General features: G+C 29.4%; 21 protein-coding genes and 1 pseudogene. 8 read left to right on the top strand and 14 right to left on the bottom strand.

Annotated features, from left to right (window positions below; genetic code table 11):
* The 4 genes from L8U37_RS07760 to moaC form a co-directional block, all read right to left on the bottom strand.
* Window positions 1-983: cache domain-containing protein (locus tag L8U37_RS07760; RefSeq protein ID WP_263728956.1), on the bottom strand; the 983-nt coding region annotated here is incomplete at its 3' end.
* 50 nt (window positions 984-1,033) lie between these two features.
* Window positions 1,034-2,164 (bottom strand): hypothetical protein, encoded by a 1,131-nt coding sequence (locus tag L8U37_RS07755; RefSeq protein ID WP_133319953.1) that lies wholly within the window; start codon window positions 2,162-2,164, stop codon window positions 1,034-1,036.
* A gap of 12 nt (window positions 2,165-2,176) precedes the next feature.
* Window positions 2,177-2,440 carry a DUF493 family protein gene (locus L8U37_RS07750; protein ID WP_133319952.1) on the bottom strand — a complete coding sequence of 88 codons (264 nt, stop codon included), beginning with the start codon at window positions 2,438-2,440 and terminating at the stop codon, window positions 2,177-2,179.
* Complete coding sequence (gene moaC, locus L8U37_RS07745) at window positions 2,418-2,891, bottom strand: cyclic pyranopterin monophosphate synthase MoaC (RefSeq protein ID WP_263728955.1); 474 nt, start codon at window positions 2,889-2,891, stop codon at window positions 2,418-2,420. The genes L8U37_RS07750 and moaC overlap by 23 nt, the downstream gene beginning before the upstream one ends.
* A gap of 87 nt (window positions 2,892-2,978) precedes the next feature.
* Here moaC and L8U37_RS07740 point away from each other — a divergent pair, with 87 nt between their 5' ends.
* Window positions 2,979-3,140: a highly acidic protein gene (locus L8U37_RS07740; protein WP_133319950.1), complete on the top strand. Its 162-nt coding sequence runs from the start codon at window positions 2,979-2,981 to the stop codon at window positions 3,138-3,140.
* A 2-nt stretch (window positions 3,141-3,142) separates the two neighbouring features.
* Window positions 3,143-4,453, top strand: coding sequence for an MFS transporter (locus L8U37_RS07735; RefSeq protein WP_263728954.1), 1,311 nt, complete (start codon window positions 3,143-3,145; stop codon window positions 4,451-4,453).
* Here L8U37_RS07735 and L8U37_RS07730 read toward each other — a convergent pair.
* The gene (locus L8U37_RS07730) at window positions 4,422-4,898 is read right to left on the bottom strand and encodes a cysteine permease (RefSeq protein ID WP_133319948.1); all 477 of its coding nucleotides are present in this window, start codon (window positions 4,896-4,898) and stop codon (window positions 4,422-4,424) included. The two genes, L8U37_RS07735 and L8U37_RS07730, sit on opposite strands and share 32 nt — an antisense overlap.
* Before the next feature lie 109 nt (window positions 4,899-5,007).
* Between L8U37_RS07730 and L8U37_RS07725 the strand changes: the two genes are divergently transcribed.
* The gene (locus L8U37_RS07725) at window positions 5,008-5,391 is read left to right on the top strand and encodes a group III truncated hemoglobin (protein ID WP_133319947.1); all 384 of its coding nucleotides are present in this window, start codon (window positions 5,008-5,010) and stop codon (window positions 5,389-5,391) included.
* A 16-nt stretch (window positions 5,392-5,407) separates the two neighbouring features.
* On the opposite strand, the gene L8U37_RS07720 is transcribed toward L8U37_RS07725, so the two are convergent.
* From L8U37_RS07720 to recA, 4 genes are all read right to left on the bottom strand, one after another.
* The gene (locus L8U37_RS07720; protein WP_133319946.1) at window positions 5,408-6,091 is read right to left on the bottom strand and encodes an AMIN domain-containing protein; all 684 of its coding nucleotides are present in this window, start codon (window positions 6,089-6,091) and stop codon (window positions 5,408-5,410) included.
* A complete protein-coding gene (locus L8U37_RS07715) occupies window positions 6,081-6,257 on the bottom strand; it encodes a hypothetical protein (RefSeq protein WP_263660827.1) in 177 nt (58 codons plus the stop codon). Before L8U37_RS07715 ends, L8U37_RS07720 begins: the two co-directional genes overlap by 11 nt.
* Window positions 6,258-6,358: 101 nt before the next feature.
* On the bottom strand, window positions 6,359-7,603 hold the full coding sequence (gene eno, locus L8U37_RS07710; RefSeq protein ID WP_133319944.1) for a phosphopyruvate hydratase: 1,245 nt from the start codon (window positions 7,601-7,603) through the stop codon (window positions 6,359-6,361).
* The gene (gene recA, locus L8U37_RS07705) at window positions 7,603-8,637 is read right to left on the bottom strand and encodes a recombinase RecA (protein ID WP_087700900.1); all 1,035 of its coding nucleotides are present in this window, start codon (window positions 8,635-8,637) and stop codon (window positions 7,603-7,605) included. Before recA ends, eno begins: the two co-directional genes overlap by 1 nt.
* 109 nt (window positions 8,638-8,746) lie before the next feature.
* On the opposite strand from recA, the gene L8U37_RS07700 reads away from it, so the two are divergent.
* The 3 genes from L8U37_RS07700 to L8U37_RS07690 are packed head-to-tail and all read left to right on the top strand — an operon-like array spanning window position 8,747 to window position 10,676.
* Window positions 8,747-9,610, top strand: coding sequence for a menaquinone biosynthesis family protein (locus L8U37_RS07700; protein WP_263661715.1), 864 nt, complete (start codon window positions 8,747-8,749; stop codon window positions 9,608-9,610).
* A 26-nt stretch (window positions 9,611-9,636) separates the two neighbouring features.
* Entirely contained in the window at window positions 9,637-9,903 is a 267-nt protein-coding gene (fliQ, locus tag L8U37_RS07695; RefSeq protein ID WP_012660903.1) for a flagellar biosynthesis protein FliQ, read from the top strand.
* Window positions 9,900-10,676: a UDP-N-acetylmuramate dehydrogenase gene (locus L8U37_RS07690; RefSeq protein ID WP_263660824.1), complete on the top strand. Its 777-nt coding sequence runs from the start codon at window positions 9,900-9,902 to the stop codon at window positions 10,674-10,676. Before fliQ ends, L8U37_RS07690 begins: the two co-directional genes overlap by 4 nt.
* On the opposite strand, the gene L8U37_RS07685 is transcribed toward L8U37_RS07690, so the two are convergent.
* Genes L8U37_RS07685 through topA form a run of 5 tightly spaced genes read right to left on the bottom strand, consistent with a single transcriptional unit; the run spans window position 10,669 to window position 16,196 of the window.
* Window positions 10,669-11,319 (bottom strand): hypothetical protein, encoded by a 651-nt coding sequence (locus tag L8U37_RS07685; RefSeq protein ID WP_263728953.1) that lies wholly within the window; start codon window positions 11,317-11,319, stop codon window positions 10,669-10,671. The two genes, L8U37_RS07690 and L8U37_RS07685, sit on opposite strands and share 8 nt — an antisense overlap.
* On the bottom strand, window positions 11,319-12,077 hold the full coding sequence (locus L8U37_RS07680; protein ID WP_263728951.1) for a 3'(2'),5'-bisphosphate nucleotidase CysQ: 759 nt from the start codon (window positions 12,075-12,077) through the stop codon (window positions 11,319-11,321). Before L8U37_RS07680 ends, L8U37_RS07685 begins: the two co-directional genes overlap by 1 nt.
* A gap of 39 nt (window positions 12,078-12,116) precedes the next feature.
* Window positions 12,117-13,295, bottom strand: coding sequence for a cation:proton antiporter (locus L8U37_RS07675; RefSeq protein WP_133319939.1), 1,179 nt, complete (start codon window positions 13,293-13,295; stop codon window positions 12,117-12,119).
* The gene (locus L8U37_RS07670; RefSeq protein ID WP_039627786.1) at window positions 13,276-14,112 is read right to left on the bottom strand and encodes a biotin synthase; all 837 of its coding nucleotides are present in this window, start codon (window positions 14,110-14,112) and stop codon (window positions 13,276-13,278) included. Before L8U37_RS07670 ends, L8U37_RS07675 begins: the two co-directional genes overlap by 20 nt.
* Window positions 14,112-16,196 carry a type I DNA topoisomerase gene (gene topA / locus L8U37_RS07665; protein WP_412174908.1) on the bottom strand — a complete coding sequence of 695 codons (2,085 nt, stop codon included), beginning with the start codon at window positions 16,194-16,196 and terminating at the stop codon, window positions 14,112-14,114. Before topA ends, L8U37_RS07670 begins: the two co-directional genes overlap by 1 nt.
* Before the next feature lie 130 nt (window positions 16,197-16,326).
* Here topA and L8U37_RS07660 point away from each other — a divergent pair, with 130 nt between their 5' ends.
* Complete coding sequence (locus L8U37_RS07660; protein ID WP_263728950.1) at window positions 16,327-18,039, top strand: motility associated factor glycosyltransferase family protein; 1,713 nt, start codon at window positions 16,327-16,329, stop codon at window positions 18,037-18,039.
* 74 nt (window positions 18,040-18,113) lie between these two features.
* Window positions 18,114-18,701 (top strand): annotated as a pseudogene (locus L8U37_RS07655) (flagellin); the annotation flags it as partial.

Below are 18,701 nucleotides of genomic sequence, written 5' to 3'. Positions count from 1 at the left end.
AAGTCAAAGAAAGAGTTGATACCTTTTTGGATTGCTTGTAAAGGGGATAGATAATAAGAGATGATGAAATAGAGTATGATAACACTTAAGGCAACCATGATACTGACAACAATTGTTTGTATTGTTGCTGTTTTGAAAATAGGCTCATTTATAACATCAGCACTTTCGGTGCTACAAACAAGGTAAGAAGATATTTTAGCACATATACCTAGCCTTTCTTTTCCTTTTAATCCATATTCAAAGAAAGAATAATCACCATTTTGTTTGTGTGCATTTAATACCGGTCCATGATCTACCGATGGATCTAATAACTGTTTGTTTTTAGCAACAAATATCTTTCCATTTTCATCAAATAAAAAGCTATTACCAGGCATATTTTCAAAATTTTCTTGAAGCTCTTTTACTGGAATATCAACCCCAATAATTCCTACAAAATTACCATTTTTATATATAGATTTAGTATATGTTATTACATATTGATTTGTTGCTTTATCAATATAAGGAGAAGTGATGAAAATATCTTTATTTTCTTTGGCTCCAATATACCATGGTCTAGTTCTAGCATCATAGTTGATATTTTGTCCATAAATTTCGATATTTTTATTATTTTTATCACTAGTATCATTACTTACAAGATTTTCTCCATTATCTAAACTTATAAAAGCAGATAAAACTCCAGAAGCTTTTCTATATGATTTTAAAATAGAGCCAACATTATCTATCAAAGCTTGTTCGGAATTTAATTTTTCATATGGAAATTCCAAAATTGTTTTTTCCAAATTTAAAATTAAATCACTATTGTGCTTTCGAAATGTTTCTAAAGAAGTTCGAGCAACTTGTAAAATATCATTTTGCCTTTTTAGCTCATTATCATAAAGGTATGTTTTGGTAAAGTAAAAACTTAACACACCTAAAATAATCAAACTTAGTGCAGTGAAAAAATTTGCCATTAAAGACAATTTAACTTTCAAAGTGTTAAACATAATTTCCTCCGTATTTTATTTTTGTAATTTTAATTTTTAAAAATTAATTATCAATTAATATTTTTTTTAATTAATTTTTTTGCTTTTTCCCACAATCTTACTCCCAATTCTTTTGCATTGTTTTTATCTAAATTTTTATATTTATGGCTTGCGAGTTTTTCGAGTTCATTTAACTCTTTAGCTAAAATATTGAGTTTGCTTTGTGCTAGCTTGCTAAAATCATCAATTTTTGGATTTTGTTTAATTTCATTAATTTTGATAAGAATTTGCTCTCTGTTTTCTTGTATTAAGCGTTTAAATTTGGCAAATAAAGTGTCAAATTTATTTTCTAATAAATCTTTAAGTATATCTTTTACGGGATTATTAAATTCTAATGATATTTTTTTAAGCATTTGGATAAATTCTTGCTCTATGTCTATAAGCTCTTTTTCTTTATTTTTTAAATCATGTTCTAAAGCGCTATATGCAAAGCTTGATTTAAATTTTTCAATCGCTAAAGAAATTCCTTCTTGTGTCCCATAAATACTTCCTATACATAAATCATAAGCAAAAGCCTTTGATTCGTTAGCAAGTTCAAAAGCAGCATTTAAAACTACTTGGGATATTTTTAAAATTCTTTCTTTTTCAAAGCTTCCTTCACAAATTGCATTAAATACAAGGTTTTTAGCGATTTCACAAGATGTAAGTTCTATGTTTTCACCTTTTTCTAAAGTTGTGATAAAAGCACTCTCGGCAGTTTCTTTTAAAAGGCCTAGTATTTCTATATCATAAAGCATTGCATCATTGATACTTATATTAAATTCATTTAAATTTAAATCTTTTAAAGTCTTTTCTAAATCAAAAAAGTTATCGCAAATTTTGTGTTTAATGGTGTTTTTTTGTTCTTCTATTTTTACTTTTAATTTGCCATATTCGTTAATATAAACAAAAAATGCTTTTTTATCTTCTTCAACTCTAGCTTTAATAATACCTTGGATTATTTTGGAAATATTTTCTTCATTTATAAGTCCAAGTTTTTCTAATACTTTAGAAAAGATAGCAAAAAGCTCTTCATTGCTAGTATTTTCAAAACTAATTTTTTTATAACTTAGATTAAAAACAAGCTCACTAATTAAGTTTGGAATTTCATTTTTTTCACAAGCTAAGAGAGAATTTTCAAAAATTATGGCTAAATTTTTCATATTTTTCCTTTTTTATAATACAAATTTCGCTTTACTTTTTAATTGATTAAAAATATTTAAACGATCATCTTTGCTATCGACATAAACACTTAAAAGATAACTTTTATATGTTCCTTGTTTGCTAGTATTTGAGATTTTATATTTAAATTCTCTTTCATTGAGTATTTGGGTGAAAATTTCTAAAGCATCAACTTCAGCTTCAAAAACGACTTTATAATCCCAAAAAGTAGGGTAGTTTATAATAGGTTCTTTTTTAAGATCGCAGATATTTACCACTTTTTCCTCCTTCTTTGCTTTCTAAAACTATATCAGTAATTTGCATACTTTTATCAATAGCTTTAACCATATCATAAATAGTTAAAAGCCCAATGCTAGCAGCTGTTAAGCTTTCCATTTCAACCCCTGTTTTTCCTTCACATTTTACGGTTACAAAGAGTTGAAAAGAACATTCTTCTTTGTTTTCTTCTATATGGGTTTGTACTTTTGAGATCATTAAAGGATGACACATTGGGATAAGATTTGAAGTTTGTTTAGCTCCCATTATGGCTGCTGTGATGGCAGTTTGCAAAACAGGCCCTTTTTTAGCTTTGTTTTCAATGATAGCTTCAAATGCTTCTTTACTCATGTATATTTTACCGCTTGCACAAGCTTCTCTTTGGGTAATATCTTTTTGACTTACATCTACCATTTTGGGGTGATTTTTTTCATCTAAATGCGTTAAATTCATATTTTTCCTTAAGTAAAGTTTGAAAAATTATACCAAAATGTATATTTTTATATTAAAATACTACTAAAAAATTTTAAAGGATTTGCAATGGCTTATGATGATGAAGAATTTGAAAATTATGATGATGAAATGTATGATGAAGCAGATGATGATACTTATGCAAATAATCAAAGATCATATAATTATGATGATGATGATTATGAATACGATGATGATTATAGTGATGATGATACTTATGAGATGGATTAATCGTGGGTAAAAATCTTACTAAAAAAGACATAAAAGTTTTGAGTCTTTCTTCTTTGGGAGGGACTTTAGAATTTTACGATTTTATCATTTTTGTATTTTTTGCAAGTTATATTTCTAAAAATTTTTTTCCTGAAGATTTAAGTCCATTTTGGAAAATGTTTAATACTTATGGAATTTTTGCCGCAGGATATTTAGCTAGACCACTTGGTGGTATAATCATGGCACATTTTGGCAATAAATTTGGTCGTAAAAAAATGTTTATGCTTAGTATTTTACTGATGGTTGTGCCAACTTTTATGCTTGCTTTTATACCTACTTATGAAAGCATAGGATATTTATGTATAGTATTTTTAATATTTGTAAGGATTTGTCAAGGTATAGCTATAGGTGGGGAATTACCTGGTGCTTGGGTTTTTGTTTTTGAGCATGCTCCAAATGGACAAAAACGCACTTATCTTGGATTTTTAACAGCTTCTGTAGTAGGTGGAATTTTGCTTGGAAGTTTTGTATTTTTAATGATGAATAAGTTTTTTACACAAGAAGAACTTTATGAATGGGCCTGGAGAATTCCATTTTTCTTAGGAGGAATTTTTGGGATTATTTCTGCTTATTTGCGTAAATTTTTACAAGAAACACCTGTTTTTGAACAAATGAAAAAAGATAAGGCTTTAGAAAAATTCCCTTTAAAAGAAGTATTTAGAAAAGCTAAGCTGGGCGTTGTACTTTCTATGTTGATAACTTGGGTTTTGACGGCTTGTATTGTTGTGATGATTTTAACTATACCTTCTTTTATGGCAAAAATGTTAAATATTGATGCAAGCGTTCAAACTTACATACAAATGTTTGGTATAGTTTTGCTTGTAATTGGTTGTATATTAAGTGGAATTTTGGCTGATAAAATAGGTATAGTAAAAGCTTGTATGATTTTTTCGCTAGGATTTTTCTTAACTTGTTTATTTTATTTTAACGCTCTTTATACTAAAACACCTGATTTTAATTTAGTGAGTGTGTACTATTTAAGCGCTTGCTTTTTTACCGGAGTGATGAATTTTTGTCCTTTGATGATGAGTGAGGTATTTGATGCTAAGATTAAATTTTCAGGGCTTAGTTTTTCTTATAATATAGCTTATGCAATAGCTGGTGGGTTTACTCCGCAACTTGCTTTATTTTTACACACTATTGCTTTGGGAAATTTAGAAAATATTGCTCGTTTTTCTTTAGGATTTTATATGTTTGCTATGGCTATAATTTCGCTTGCTTGTGCTTTGATATTTAAATATCTTAGTAATACCCAACGCACATACTCTCAGTGATTTTAATGCGTTTTTCCAAAGGAGTAGGACTGAAAAAATGGCATTTTTCGATATAAATATTATAATTATAATCTAAATTTAAAAAATCGTAAAATGCCTTTAAATTTACAAATTTAACCCCACAAACTTCTTTTATATCTAAGATTTTATAAATTTGAGAATTGTTTTTTTCTACCAAATGTGATGGAGCTAAAGTAGTAAATGAGCAAAAGGCACTTGCTAATACAAAGCCACTTAGATTTTCACATTTTTGTATAAGATGTTGGTGCTTTTGTAAAATACTTTTTTTATGTAAAAATACCACTCTTGTGCCTTGATAGCGTGCTGCCTGAACATTTTTCCAAAATTTATAAGCATTTTTGGAAATATTTGCTAATTGGTGTAATTGTATATTTAAAATATAATTATCCAAGAATTGATTGGGTGGTAAAATAGTATAAGTCATATTTTTTCTTTAAATTTGTTTTTATGATTATACTAAAAATTGACTTTTGTTTATATTTTTAATTTCTAAATTTAATACAATAAGCCAAAATTATTTTTTAAGGAAAAACATGAAATTTGATACTATTAATCATGATGGTATAAAAAAACTTATGGATGTTTTTTATGCAAAAGTTAGAATAGACAAGGATTTAGGGCCTATTTTTAATGAAAAAATTGGTATAGATGATGAGAGTTGGAAAAAACACAAAGAAAAAATAGCAAGTTTTTGGGCAGGGATGTTTTTAGGTGATCCAAGTTATAGCGGTTCTCCTTTGAGAGCTCATCATGAACTACCTTCGTTTCCAAGAGAATTTTTTGATGTTTGGCTTAATCTGTTTGATGAGAGTTTGCAAGAAGTTTTTGAAGATGAACCAAGAAGTATTATTATAGAAAGAGCTAAAATGATAGCTCAAAGATTTCAAATGATTATTTATGATCACAGATTTGCTTAAGAGTTTTTAAAAACTCTTAGCGATAGTTAAAGGTATGTAAATTTTCACCTTGAGAGTATTTATAACTATATTTTCCATCAAGATAAATTACTAAACGATAATATCCTTTATGTGATCCAAATACAACTTTTCTAACATGAGCAGTATTAACTTGTAAAGTTTTTGTATTGAAATTTTGCTTTTTAGCAAAATCTATAATGATTTTAGTTGGATCTCCTATAGATAAATGTCTTAGCATTCTATCTTCGGTTTTGATATTAATCTTATTGTTATAAAAGCTAATAGAAATAAAATTATAAATATTTCCACTAAAAATTGGTGTTTCAATGTTTAAAGTGGTATTGTTTTCTTCTGTTTTAGTGTTTTTTACCCCTTGTTCTTGTGGCACAGTAACAGAAACATCAAGTATAGGTGTGGCATTTGGACTTTTGGCTTTTATAAATGAGTAAGTATCATGCCAATTGATACTTTTGTATATATCTAGAGTAGTTTGCTCTTCAGAGCCATCAAGATTAATATAAGTAATAGTAATATTTTTTAAAATTCTTGCATCAGAATTAAAAGTAAAATCCTGTCTTTGAAAAGGACTAAGTTTTACAAACTCGGTGTTTTGTTGTTCTGAGTTATTGTCAAAAGGATTATCTTTTGCATTTAAAAATACACAGGATAATAAAAATAGTAAAAAAAATTTAATTCTCATGCGAATTTTCTCCTTTAAGTCTTAAAAGCTGTAGGTATTCTTTTTGAGCTTGAGCATTTTTAGCTTTTAAGGTTACTATGTTTTTCTCTAAAATTTTTTGCTCCTCTTTAAGCGATAATAAAACATCTAAAGAGGATTTGCCAAAAAACATATTACCAAAATACATAGCAACAATAATAGCTACAAATGATAATGCAATAGTTTTTATTAGATGATGACGAGCCTCCTTCTTTTTAGAATGCTCATCATACTCTTTTAATAAATCACTCAGAGTTTATCTCCTAAATACTCATCATTATCAAGTTCGATTTCTAACAAACGATTATATTTAGCTGTTCTTTCACCTCTTGCTAGAGCTCCTGTTTTGATTTGTCCTGTATTAAGCGCTACTGCAAAATCAGCTATAAAAGCATCTTCGCTTTCCCCGCTTCTATGACTCATAATACATCTGTAATTATTTCTATGAGCTAGTCTTACTGTTCTCATAGTTTGAGTGATTGTTCCGATTTGATTAGGCTTAATCAATACAGCATTTGCCATATTTTTCATGATACCTTCTCTTAAAATATCTTCATTAGTTACAAACAAATCATCACCCACAAGTTGAATTTTATTGCCAAGCTTTTGAGTGAGTTTAATCCAACCTTCATAATCATCTTCAGCCAAACCATCTTCAATACTAAAAATAGGATACTTAGCACATAATTCTTCATAGCGAGCAATCAAGTCTTCACTTGAGAAAACTTTACCCTCTAAATGGTATTTACCATCTTTATAAAGCTCACTACTTGCTACATCTAGTGCTAGTTTGATTTTATTTTCATAGCCTGCTTTTTTAATACAAGTCATTAAAAGATCAAGAGGTTCTGTATTGTTTGCTAAATTTGGTGCAAAACCACCCTCATCGCCTAAAGCAGTAGAATGACCTAGATTAGCTAGTTCTTTTTTTAATACTGCATAAATTTCACAAACTGATCTCAATCCTTCTTTAAAGCTTGAAAAACCAAAAGGCATAATCATAAATTCTTGAAAATCTACACTATTGTTTGCGTGCGCACCGCCATTGATGATATTACACATTGGCACAGGTAATACACTTGCATTTGCTCCACCTAAGTAACGATATAAAGGTACGCCTAGTGCATTAGCAGCAGCGCGTGCTGTTGCCATAGAAATTCCTAAAGTTGCATTTGCTCCTAGGTTGGAATAATTTTTTGTCCCATCAAGTTCTAAAAGGGTATTATCTAGTTGGGTTTGATTAAATGCATCAAGCCCTATAATGTTTTCAGCTATGGTGCCATTGATGTTTTCAATGGCTTTTAAAACACCTTTTCCGCCAAATCTTTCATCATTATCTCTTAATTCTAAAGCTTCTTTTTTTCCTGTGCTTGCACCACTTGGAACGATAGCACTACCCACGCTACCATCGCTTAACATGATTTCAGCTTTAATGGTAGGATTGCCTCTACTATCTAAAACTTCAAAAGCTCTTAAATCTTCAATAATCAACATTATTCTTCTCCTTCATCGTCTTCTTTTGCGCCCAAAATCATACTATCTATACCGATTGAGTTTTGTATAGCTTGAGTAATTTCATCTGCAATAGCTGGATTTTCTTTTAAAAAGGCTTTAGCGTTTTCTCTACCTTGACCAAGTTTAGAAGCCTTGTAAGAAAACCATGCACCACTTTTATCAATAATATCAAGTTTTACACCATAATCTATTAGCTCGCCTTCACGACTTACACCCTCACCAAACATCACATCAAATTCAGCTTGTTTAAAAGGAGGGGCTACTTTGTTTTTAGCCACTTTTACTTTAACGCGGTTTCCAATAGGCTCATCATTTTGTTTTAAGGTGGCTGTTTTTCTTACATCTAAACGCACTGAAGCATAAAATTTTAAAGCATTTCCACCGGTAGTTGTTTCAGGAGTGCCATAGCCCATCATGCCTATTTTCATACGAATTTGATTGATGAAAATTACAGTGGTGTTCATTTTATGAACGATACCGGTTAATTTTCTTAAAGCTTGGCTCATTAATCTTGCTTGAAGACCTACATGTTGATCTCCCATATCACCTTCGATTTCTGCTTTTGGAGTAAGTGCAGCAACGCTATCTACCACTATTAGATCAATGGCTCCACTTCTTGCTATAGTTTCAACGATTTCTAAGGCTTGTTCTCCAAAATCTGGTTGAGAGATGTAAAGATTTTCTGTATCAACGCCTAAATTTTTTGCATATCTTACATCAAGAGCGTGTTCAGCATCAATAAACGCACAAACTCCACCTTTTTTTTGACATTCTGCTATGATGTGTAAGGTAAGTGTAGTTTTACCTGAACTTTCAGGTCCATAAATTTCTATAATTCTTCCTTTTGGAACCCCACCAATTCCTAAAGCTAAATCAAGTCCAACAGAACCTGTAGGAATAGAATCAATTTTTTCAACTTCTTTATCGCCAAGTCTTAAAATAGTACCTTTTCCAAAGGTTTTATCAAGACTTTTTAAGGCTGCATCAAGTGATTTTCTTTTATTATCATCCATGCTTGTTAATCCTTTTATAATATGTTTAAAATTGTATCAAAAAGAAATTTAATATAAGTTTTTATTTTGAATTTTGCTAAAATACTTTTTTAGATTTTTAAGGAAAAAAATGAATAAAAAAATTAGCGTAGCACACTCTCCTGATGCTGATGATATTTTTATGTATATGGCGATTAAATTTGGTTGGGTTGGAAATGCTTATGAGTATGAAAATACAGCCTTGGATATACAAACTTTAAATGAACTTGCATTGGAAAATATATACGATGTTAGTGCGATATCTTTTGCACTCTATCCTTTAATAGCTAGTGAATATGCTTTATTAAAAACTGCTGTGAGTTTTGGTGAGGGTTATGGGCCAAAGCTTATTAAGAAAAAGAATAAAAAATTAAAGCTAAATTTTAAAGTTGCTTTAAGTGGAGCACACACTACTAATGCTTTAATCTTTCGCATAAAATATCCACAAGCTAGAATAATTTATAAGAATTTTTTAGAGATTGAAAAGGCTGTTTTAGAAGATGAAGTTGATGCGGGAGTGCTTATACATGAGAGCATTTTAGAATTTGATTCTAGTTTGTGTGTTGAGGCTGAACTTTGGGATATTTGGCAAGAATTAGCAAAAAATGATTTACCTTTACCTTTAGGTGGTATGGCCCTTAGAAGATCTTTACCGCTTAGTGATGCAATAGCAGTTGAAAAAGATTTGATTAAAGCAGTAGAAGTGGCCGATCATAATAGAAAAATCTTAGCCTCCATGCTTTTAGAGCGTAATTTAATACGCGTTGATGCACAAAAACTTGATGTGTATTTAAATTTATATGCAAATAAAAACTCTATTAATATGAATGATAAACAATACAATGCCATAGATAAGCTTTTTGAACTTGGATATAATCATGGATTTTATGAGAAGTTAATAAAAAGTAAAGATTATCTTATCCCTAGTGAGTATGAAGAATTTAGAAATTCTTGATAGAATTTAAATTTTAAGGAGTAAATATGGAAAGTACTTTAGTAGCCTTGGGTGTACAAACTTTTAAAATCACACTTATGCTTTCTTTACCTATGCTTTTAGCAGGGCTTATTGCAGGGCTTATTATAAGTATTTTTCAAGCTGTAACGCAAATTAACGAAGCCACGCTTTCTTTTGTGCCAAAAATTTTACTTGTTGTTGTGGTAATAGTATTTTTAATGCCTTGGATGATAAGTTCTATGATTGATTTTACAACTAATATTTTAAATCAAATTCCAAGCTTTATTAGATGATTATTGATTTTTCTAAGTATTCTTCTGTGCGTATAGGTGAGAGCTTTGAAGTGCAAACACTTGAAGAGCCTTGCGAATTTGATGGTTTTTTAATAGGTGGGGCAAATAATCTTTTAATCTCTCCAAAACCCAAAAAACTTGGAATTTTAGGGAAAAGTTTTGATTATATTAAAATTTTAGAGCAAAATGAAAAAGGTATGTTTTTAGAGATAGGCTCTAGCGTGAAATCTTTTAAAATATATCATTTTGCTAAAGAAAATAACTTAAAAGGCTTTGAGTTTTTAAGAAATATCCCAGGGACTTTGGGCGGTATTTTAAAAATGAATGCAGGATTAAAAGATGAGGATATTAGCAAAAATTTAATTAGTATTTGCACTTTTAATCAAGAAATTTTAAAACAAAATATTGCTTTTGCTTATAGGTTTAATCCTATTAAAGAAGTGATGTTTAGTGCGAAGTTTTTTTTAGAATATGGATTTGACCCAGTTAAAGATGAGCTTTTAAAAAATGCAAGAAAAAATCAACCCAAAGGTGCTAGCTTTGGCTCTATTTTTAAAAATCCCAAAAACGATCATGCAGGAAGGTTGATAGAAGCAGTTAATCTTAAAGGTTTTAGTAAAAATGATGCGATGTTTAGCAATGAACATGCAAATTTTTTAATCAATAAAAAACATGCTAGTTTTGATGATGCTTTATTTTTGATAGAGCTTGCTAAAAAAAGAGTTTTTGAAGAATTTGGGATTGTTTTAGAAGAAGAAGTGGTAATTATATAGTATTTTTAATATCTTCATAAACAATTTTAGCTATTTCATGGACTAATTCTTGATAAGATTTATTTTTATCATTTGTGCTAAATTGAGTATTGATAGTAAGGATTTTATGATCTTTTAGTTTTTTTGTTTTGGCATTAAAAAGTTTGTATTCTATGTCGGCTTTGACTTCAAAATTGGAAAAAAGCAAGAAATTTTGTTGGCTTGCTTGAATGCTTTTTAAATCTAGCAAAATAATAAAATCAGCCTTTTTGAAACGATTAAATTCTAAAAACTCACTTGCATTGATGAAATTTTTATTTGTTTGTAAGATATTTTGGCTATTGATATAAGTTTGATTTTCTTTTTGACTAAGTAAGGCAAAATTATTTTGCTCATTTAAAATAGCACTTAATGCTTTTAGTGTGTCTTTTGCCATGCTTTTAGCATCGATTTTTAAGTTTGAAAAATAAAAATTATATTCTTTTTCATAGCTTGGCACTAAAGCTAAGGTACTAATGTGTGAGAGTTTATCATAATTTATATCTTGATCAAGATTGATGATATTAAAATCATCATTATTTTGTAATTTGATGATTTTTTTATTTGCAAAAGAATTGGCATAAATAGCACTTAAAAAACACAAAAACACCAAAAAAAATCTCACTAAAAACCTTTTAATTTAAATTCATTCTTAGAAAAAGCTATAAAACTTGGAAGTTTAAAATCAGGACTATTGTAGTTTAAGGCCTTTTTATCAAAATCGTATAAAATTCCACCATTTTGTTTGACTAAGAAATCTCCCGCGGCTATATCCCAAGCTTTTGGGCCGCCAAAACGCGGGTAAATTCCAGCTTTTGCTTCAAGTAAATATACAAACTTTAAAGCAGATGAAACCTTAATGCCTTCAAGATGATTTTGAATAAAAAAATCTTCATTATTATCATGATTTTTAGAGTAGAGGGCTATATTTTTAACCTTTTCGTATTGCTCTAAATTAAGATTTAAAATTTCATTATTTTTATAAACTTTAGTATGGGTATGTGCATAATAAAATGCATTATTTTCCACATCGCCTATAAGCGAAAGCACAGGAGTGTTTTTATGGATTAATGCGATTAAAACACAATATTCTTTATCTTTTTTAGCATAAGATTTAGTGCCATCAAGAGGATCTATTAGCCAAAAATACTCTAAATTTTTTCTTTCTTCATAAGAAAGTATATTTTCTTCAGAGCATATAGCCATATCGCTTGAAGCTAAAATTTCACTAATGGCTTCATTAGATTTTATATCAGCTAAACCTACTGGGGAATCATCATCTTTAAGCCATAAGGTATTTTTGTCTTTATATTCAAGCAATATCTTAGAGGCTTCCTTGCCTGCTTTTAAGGCTAATTCTAAAAGTGTGTCTAAATTTTTCATAAGAAAATTATAGCAAGTGAAAATAAATACTTAGTAGAGTTATTTTCTACTAAGATTATTGATAAATTTTATTAAGCTAATAGCTAAAATTGCTTCAAGTAAAGCAGTAAGCACTAATCCTGAGTATATATCTTGAGTGATAATATTAGTTTGATAAGAAAGCGTAGCTACTGCGATAAGTAAGGTTAGTGGCATAGAATGGCTTAAGCCAAATAAAAAGGTATTTTTTAAACCAAGTATTTTTACAAAAGTCATAGCGCAAAGTATTCTTAGTCCTATCATAAAGATAGTTAGTGAAAAAGCTATGATTAAAACTTGAGGATTTAAAAGCATTTGGAGTTTAAAGCTTGAACCTATATAAATGAAAAATATAGGGATTAAAAAGCCATAACCAAAACTAGAAAGTTTATGCTCTAAGTCTTTTTTATGATCAAAAAAAGTAGCTATAAATGAACCCGCTATAAAAGCTCCAAGTGCAACTTCAAGTTTAAAATAAATCATAATTGCAACTATGGCTATGAAAATTGCCATGCAAAATCTTATATCTTTTTCATTTTGATCTTGCCAAGGCATGAGTATAGTTTTAAGTTGTGGATACCACCAAAAAAGCACTTCTAAAAATTTAAATCCAAAAATACAAAGTGCTAAAAATCCCACTAGGTATAATAAATTTTGAGTAAGTGAGAAAAGATCAGCACCTTTTCCCAAAAATGCTGCAGCTATGGTAAGTAAAACTATGCTCACAACTTCAGCTAAAGTGGCTACCACCATGGATACATTTAACCACTCGCAATTTTTCCCAAAGTCTCTATAAAGCGTTGAGAGCAAACCCACACTCATAACAGGTATGATAATGACAAAAATATAAGAAATATCTATACTTTCAACCGCTAAAACGCTAAAAACATATAAAAGTATGATGTAAATAAAAGCTTTATTAAGTAAGCTTCTTTCGGTTTTTAAAAAGGTTTTAAGATTGATTTCCATCCCTGCTATAAACATAAGATAGTAAAATCCTGCATTAGCCAAAAGCTTAAAATTCTCACTTTCTCCTATAAAACCTAAAAATCCTATAAAAGAGCCAAGCATAATTTCAGTAGCTGAAAGTGGGAGTTTTAAAAATTTAGCAATATAAGGTGATGTAAGCAAACATCCTGCTACGACTAATAAAATTTTTAAATCCGTAGCAGCTTGAGCATCAATGGCATGAGCTAGCAAAGCTAAATCCCATTTGTTTTAGTTTTTGTATGTCTTTGCTAGGTTCTTCGCCTTTAGTTGTAAGATAATCACCTACTACTATAGCACTAGCTCCTGCGTCAAAAATTTCATATTGTCTTTCTTTTAGCACTACTTCTCTACCACCTGCTACCATGATATGTGCATTTGGTAAGTCTTTTTTAGTATCTTTGATGATATTTAACGCCTCATCAGCATTTAATAAGTTTTGCTTGAGCTTTAAATTTTCATTTGGTATGAAAAAATTAATAGGTGAGGAAAAAGGATCAAGCTCTTTTAAACTTGTTCTAAAACTTTTTCTATCAGCTTCACTTTCTCCAAGACCATAAATTCCGCCACAGCAAAGCATTAAACCTGCTTCTTTAGCATAAAGATTAGTTTGAAATCTTTGCTCCCAAGTATGCGTAGAGCATATGTTTGGAAAAAATTCTTTAGAAGTTTCTAGATTATGATTATAAGAAAAAATTCCTGCTTTTTTTAATTCTTTGAGTTGTTCTAAATTTGCTATGCCATTGCAAGCTATGAGTAAAAGTCCTTCTACTTCTTTTTGCACCGCATGAGCTACTTTGCACACATACTCAAGTTTTTCATCATCAAGTCCAGCACCTGCTGTAACTAAACAAAAACCTAAAGCCTCGTTTTTCTTAGCTATTTTAGCTTCTAAAACAATTTGATCTATATCTTTTCTTTTGTATTTGTTGATATTAGTTTTTACATGAGCGCTTTGAGTGCAGTATTTACAATCTTCCCCGCACCCTCCACTTGCTATATTAGATATAGCACAAAGCATAATTTGCATTAAATTTCCTTTTTGATTTTGCATTTTAAGCACTCTAAAAATGTGCCTTTTTTAAGCTCTTTGATAATCAAAGTTTCGCCACATTTGCTACATTTTTCTTCACTTGGTTTGTATTTGCTTATATAGTTGCATTTTGGATAAGCACTACATCCATAAAATTTACCACGCTTAGAAAAACGCTCCACGATCTCGCCTTCTTGACAGCTTGGGCATTTCACGCCTATGGTATTGAGTTTTTTCTCACTTTTTTCTTCGTTTTGTGTTTCTTGTTTTAAATTTCTTGAGTATTTACATTTTGGAAAATTTAAACAAGCTATAAATTCTCCATATCTTCCTTTTCTTATAGCAAGCTCTCCACCACAATCAGGGCAGGTTTCATCTAGCTTTGTGAAAGTTTTTTGGCTTTTTATATTTTTTTTACCTTCATCAATTTTTCTCATAAAAGGAAAATAAAACTCTCTTAAAACTTCTTGCCAGTCCATTTTGCCTTCTGCAATGATATCAAGTTTATCTTCCATTTTAGAAGTAAAATCACTATCTACTATATCGCTAAAGTTTTGTTCTAAAACTTCTGTTACAACAAAGGCTATTTCATTAGGTATGATTTGCTTTTTATCTATACGCACATATTCTCTTGCGCTAAGTAAAGAGATGGTTGGAGCATAAGTTGAAGGGCGTCCTATGCCAAGATTTTCTAACTTTTTAACAAGTCCAGCTTCAGAGTATCTTGAAGGTGGCTCGGTAAAATGCGAGTTTAATTCTATATTTTGTATATTTAGTATATCTTCTAGTTTTAAATTAGGTAAAATTTTATCTTTATCCATATCTCCATATACTTTATAATGCCCATCAAATAAAATTTTTCTACCACTTATTTTAAAACTTGCTTCGTTTGATTTTGCATAGACATTTTGAGTTTGAGATATAGCAGGATTCATTTGTGAAGCTAAAAAGCGATTATATATTAAAGTATATAATCTTGCTTCATCTTTTTCTAAAAATTCACTTGCAAGTTTTGGAGTAAAGCTAAGATTAGTCGGTCTTATGGCTTCGTGTGCTTCTTGAGCGCCTTTGCTTTTAGTGGTATAAATATTTGCTTTGCTTGGTAAGTATTCTTTGCCAAAATCATTTTTGATGAGTTTTCTTACTTCTTCTAAAGCTTCTTTTGCGATGTTTAAGCTGTCAGTTCTCATATAAGTGATCACACCCATAATACCTTGATGGGTTTTTACACCCTCGTAAAGTTTTTGGGCAATCATCATGGTTTTTTTAGGATTAAAACCTAGGCGATTGCTCGCGCTTTGTTGCAGGGTTGAAGTCATAAAAGGTGCTTGTGGAGCTATTTTTCTATCTTTACTTTCTATATCTTTTATTTTAAAGTTAGCATTTTTGCAAGCTTCAAAGATGAGTTTGGCTCTATCTTCGTTAGTTAGACTTAGTTTTTCTATCTTTTGATTTTGAAATTCGACTAATTCAGCTTGCAAGTCTTTTTCAAAAATCATATCTATACTAAAGTATTTTAAAGGAATAAAAACTTTTATTTCTCTTTCCCTATCGACGATGATTTTTAAAGCCGCACTTTGCACACGCCCTGCACTTAAGCCTTTTTGGATTTTTTGATTTAGTAAAGGACTTAATTTATAGCCTACTATGCGATCAAGTAAGCGTCTAGTTTGTTGAGCATTGACGCTATTTACATTTAAAGATCTTGGGTTTTTTAAAGCATTTTCTATAGCGCTTTTAGTAATCTCATGAAAAACTATGCGTGGCAGGGAATTTTCATCTTTATTAATAGCCTTAGCTATATGATAAGCTATGGCTTCACCCTCACGATCCTCATCGGTTGCAAGGTAGATGGTTTTAGCTTTTTTAGCCTTTTCTTTGAGTTCTTTTACTAAACTTGAATGATCATTTGAAATTCTATATTCTGGTTTAAAATTTTCATCTTCTATTTTTATACCAAAGCTAGTTTTAGGTAAATCTCTAATGTGGCCTTTAGAAGCTATTACTTCATAGTCTTTACCTAGAAAATTACCTATGGTTTTAGCTTTAGCAGGTGATTCTACTATGATTAAATTTTTCATTATTTTCCTTATAAGGATTAAAATTAGTAAAAGTGTATAAAAAAAAGTTAAATTTTTTGCTTAGATGGATTTTTAAATAAAATGCAATTAATGATATAATTTTCTATAATTTAATTTCATAGGATATAAAATGTTTTTGCAAAAAAACTTACAAGCTTTAGAATTTACCAATAAACCATTACAAGAAAAAATTCTATCTTTAAAAGAAGAATTTATCGACATCTTTCCAAGTCAAACACCCTTTGTGCCCTCAAAAGATGATTTAATAAAACCTAATATATTTTTTTGCGGTATAGGAGATGGGCTTTTTTTAAAAAAACTTATTAATAAACATATTTTTATTTTTGATAAATCAGAATTTTTTGCTAATGTTTTAAGTAAGATGGATTTAAGTCAAGAGCTTTCAAGCGGAAAAATATATCTTTGTGATGTAGAAGAGAAAAGATTAGAAGAGTATCTTGTTTTGCTTTTTTCGCAAAAAGATTGTTTTGAGTATTTAGGGCTTTTTAAACTTTTACCTTATAGTGAATTTTATAATAATAGTCCTATGTTTGATTTTGTGTATCAAAAGTGCTTAGATGTTATTTATAGGTTAACTCATAGTATAGATAAAAATTTTTCTTTAAATAGTAAGGTACAAAGAAATTTTTTATCTAATTTACCTTTAGTTTTAAAAAATACTCCTTTTCAAAGATTTATTTATGAAAATAAAGGAAAAAATAAAAGTGTTATTGTGGTGTGCGCAGGTCCTTCTTTAAATAAACAACTTAAACTTTTAAAAACTTGTCAAGATGATTATGTGATATTTGCTTTAGATGCTACTTATAAAACTTTACTTAAGAATGAAATTTATCCTGATTTTGTTTTTTCTATGGATGTGCAAGAAAAATGTAAATGTTTTTATGAAAATTTACCACAAAGTAAAAAAGAACCCATTTATATTATAAATGCTGCTGTAGATAAAGCTTTAATTCAAATTTTAGAAAATAAAAATCCAAAGATTTTTATTTTAGATAGTTTAGATTATCAACAAAAATTTAATTTAAATGATTTTGGTTATTTAGATATAGGTATCAATGTAGCTCATTTTGCTTATAATTTTGCTATAGCTTTGAGATTTACTAATGTAATCATGATAGGACAAGATTTGGCTTTTAGTGATGATGGAAGCTCGCATGTAGATGCAGATGTTTTTAGTTTTGGTAATATTAAATCCATAGAAGATAATAGAAAAAAATTAAAAGTGTTAGCTTATAATAAGCAAGGTTTTATTCAAACTCATATAGGCTGGGATGAATTTAGAAAAAGATTGGAAGTTTTATTTTTATCTCATCCTAATGTTAAGTTTTATAATGCCACAGAAGGTGGAGCTTTTATAGATTATACCATAGAGATACCTTTTGAAAAGGTTTTAGCATTATATAAAGATAAAAAACAAGATTATGTATTTCCAAATACTTTAAGTATTAATAGACAAGAAAAATTATTAAAAAAATCTTTGGAAATTTTACAAAAAGATTATTTAGAGTTAAATGCTTTACATCAAAAAGCAAAAGATCTTTTAGTAATTTTGCAAAATCAAAATGCAGCTTTTGATGAGCAAGTATCAAAGTTTATTTTTGATTTTAATGATTTATTAGATAATGCGAAAATTTTACAAAGTTTTATGTATAAACCATTATTTTATCATAGAGCTTTTTTTAATGTGAGTTTATATCAAGAACCTCAAAATGCTTTATCAAGTTATGTAGATTTTTTAAAAATATTTTTAGAAATCGCAGCGTTAAGTTTAGCAAGTATAGAAAATTCTATAAATGAATATAAAAATATCTTAAAAGTATAAATTTTTTTATCATTTTTTCGATATAGCTTAAACAACTGCATGGAAGCGGTTGAATTTATTTAAAAGGATTTAAAATGGGATTTCGTATAAATACTAATGTGGCATCTTTAAATGCTCAAAACAACGCAAATTTAAACTCAAGAGCATTAGATAGCTCTCTAAGCAGATTAAGCTCAGGTCTTAGAATCAACTCTGCAGCAGATGATGCTTCAGGTATGGCTATAGCAGATAGCTTAAGATCACAAGCTAATACTTTAGGTCAAGCTATAAGCAATGGTAATGATGCTTTAGGTATTTTACAAACAGCTGATAAGGCTATGGATGAGCAGCTTAAAATCTTAGATACTATTAAGGTAAAAGCTACTCAAGCAGCACAAGATGGACAAACTACTAAAACAAGAAATATGCTTCAAGCTGATATTAATCGTTTGATGGAGCAACTTGATAATATTGCAAATCAAACTTCATTCAATGGAAAGCAGTTATTAAGTGGTGGCTTTGTAAATCAAGAATTTCAAGTAGGTGCACAGTCAAATCAATCTATCAAAGCAAGTATTGGTTCAACTCAAAGCTCTAAAATAGGTGTAACTAGATTTGAAACAGGTTCTATGTCAAGAGATAGTGGTATAGCTCAACTTACTATTAAAAACTATAATGGTATA

It is taken from the genome of Campylobacter sp. RKI_CA19_01122 (assembly GCF_025771325.1).
GTDB classification, from domain to species: domain Bacteria; phylum Campylobacterota; class Campylobacteria; order Campylobacterales; family Campylobacteraceae; genus Campylobacter_D; species Campylobacter_D lari_D.
This window is presented reverse-complemented; position numbering and strand designations above follow the sequence as displayed.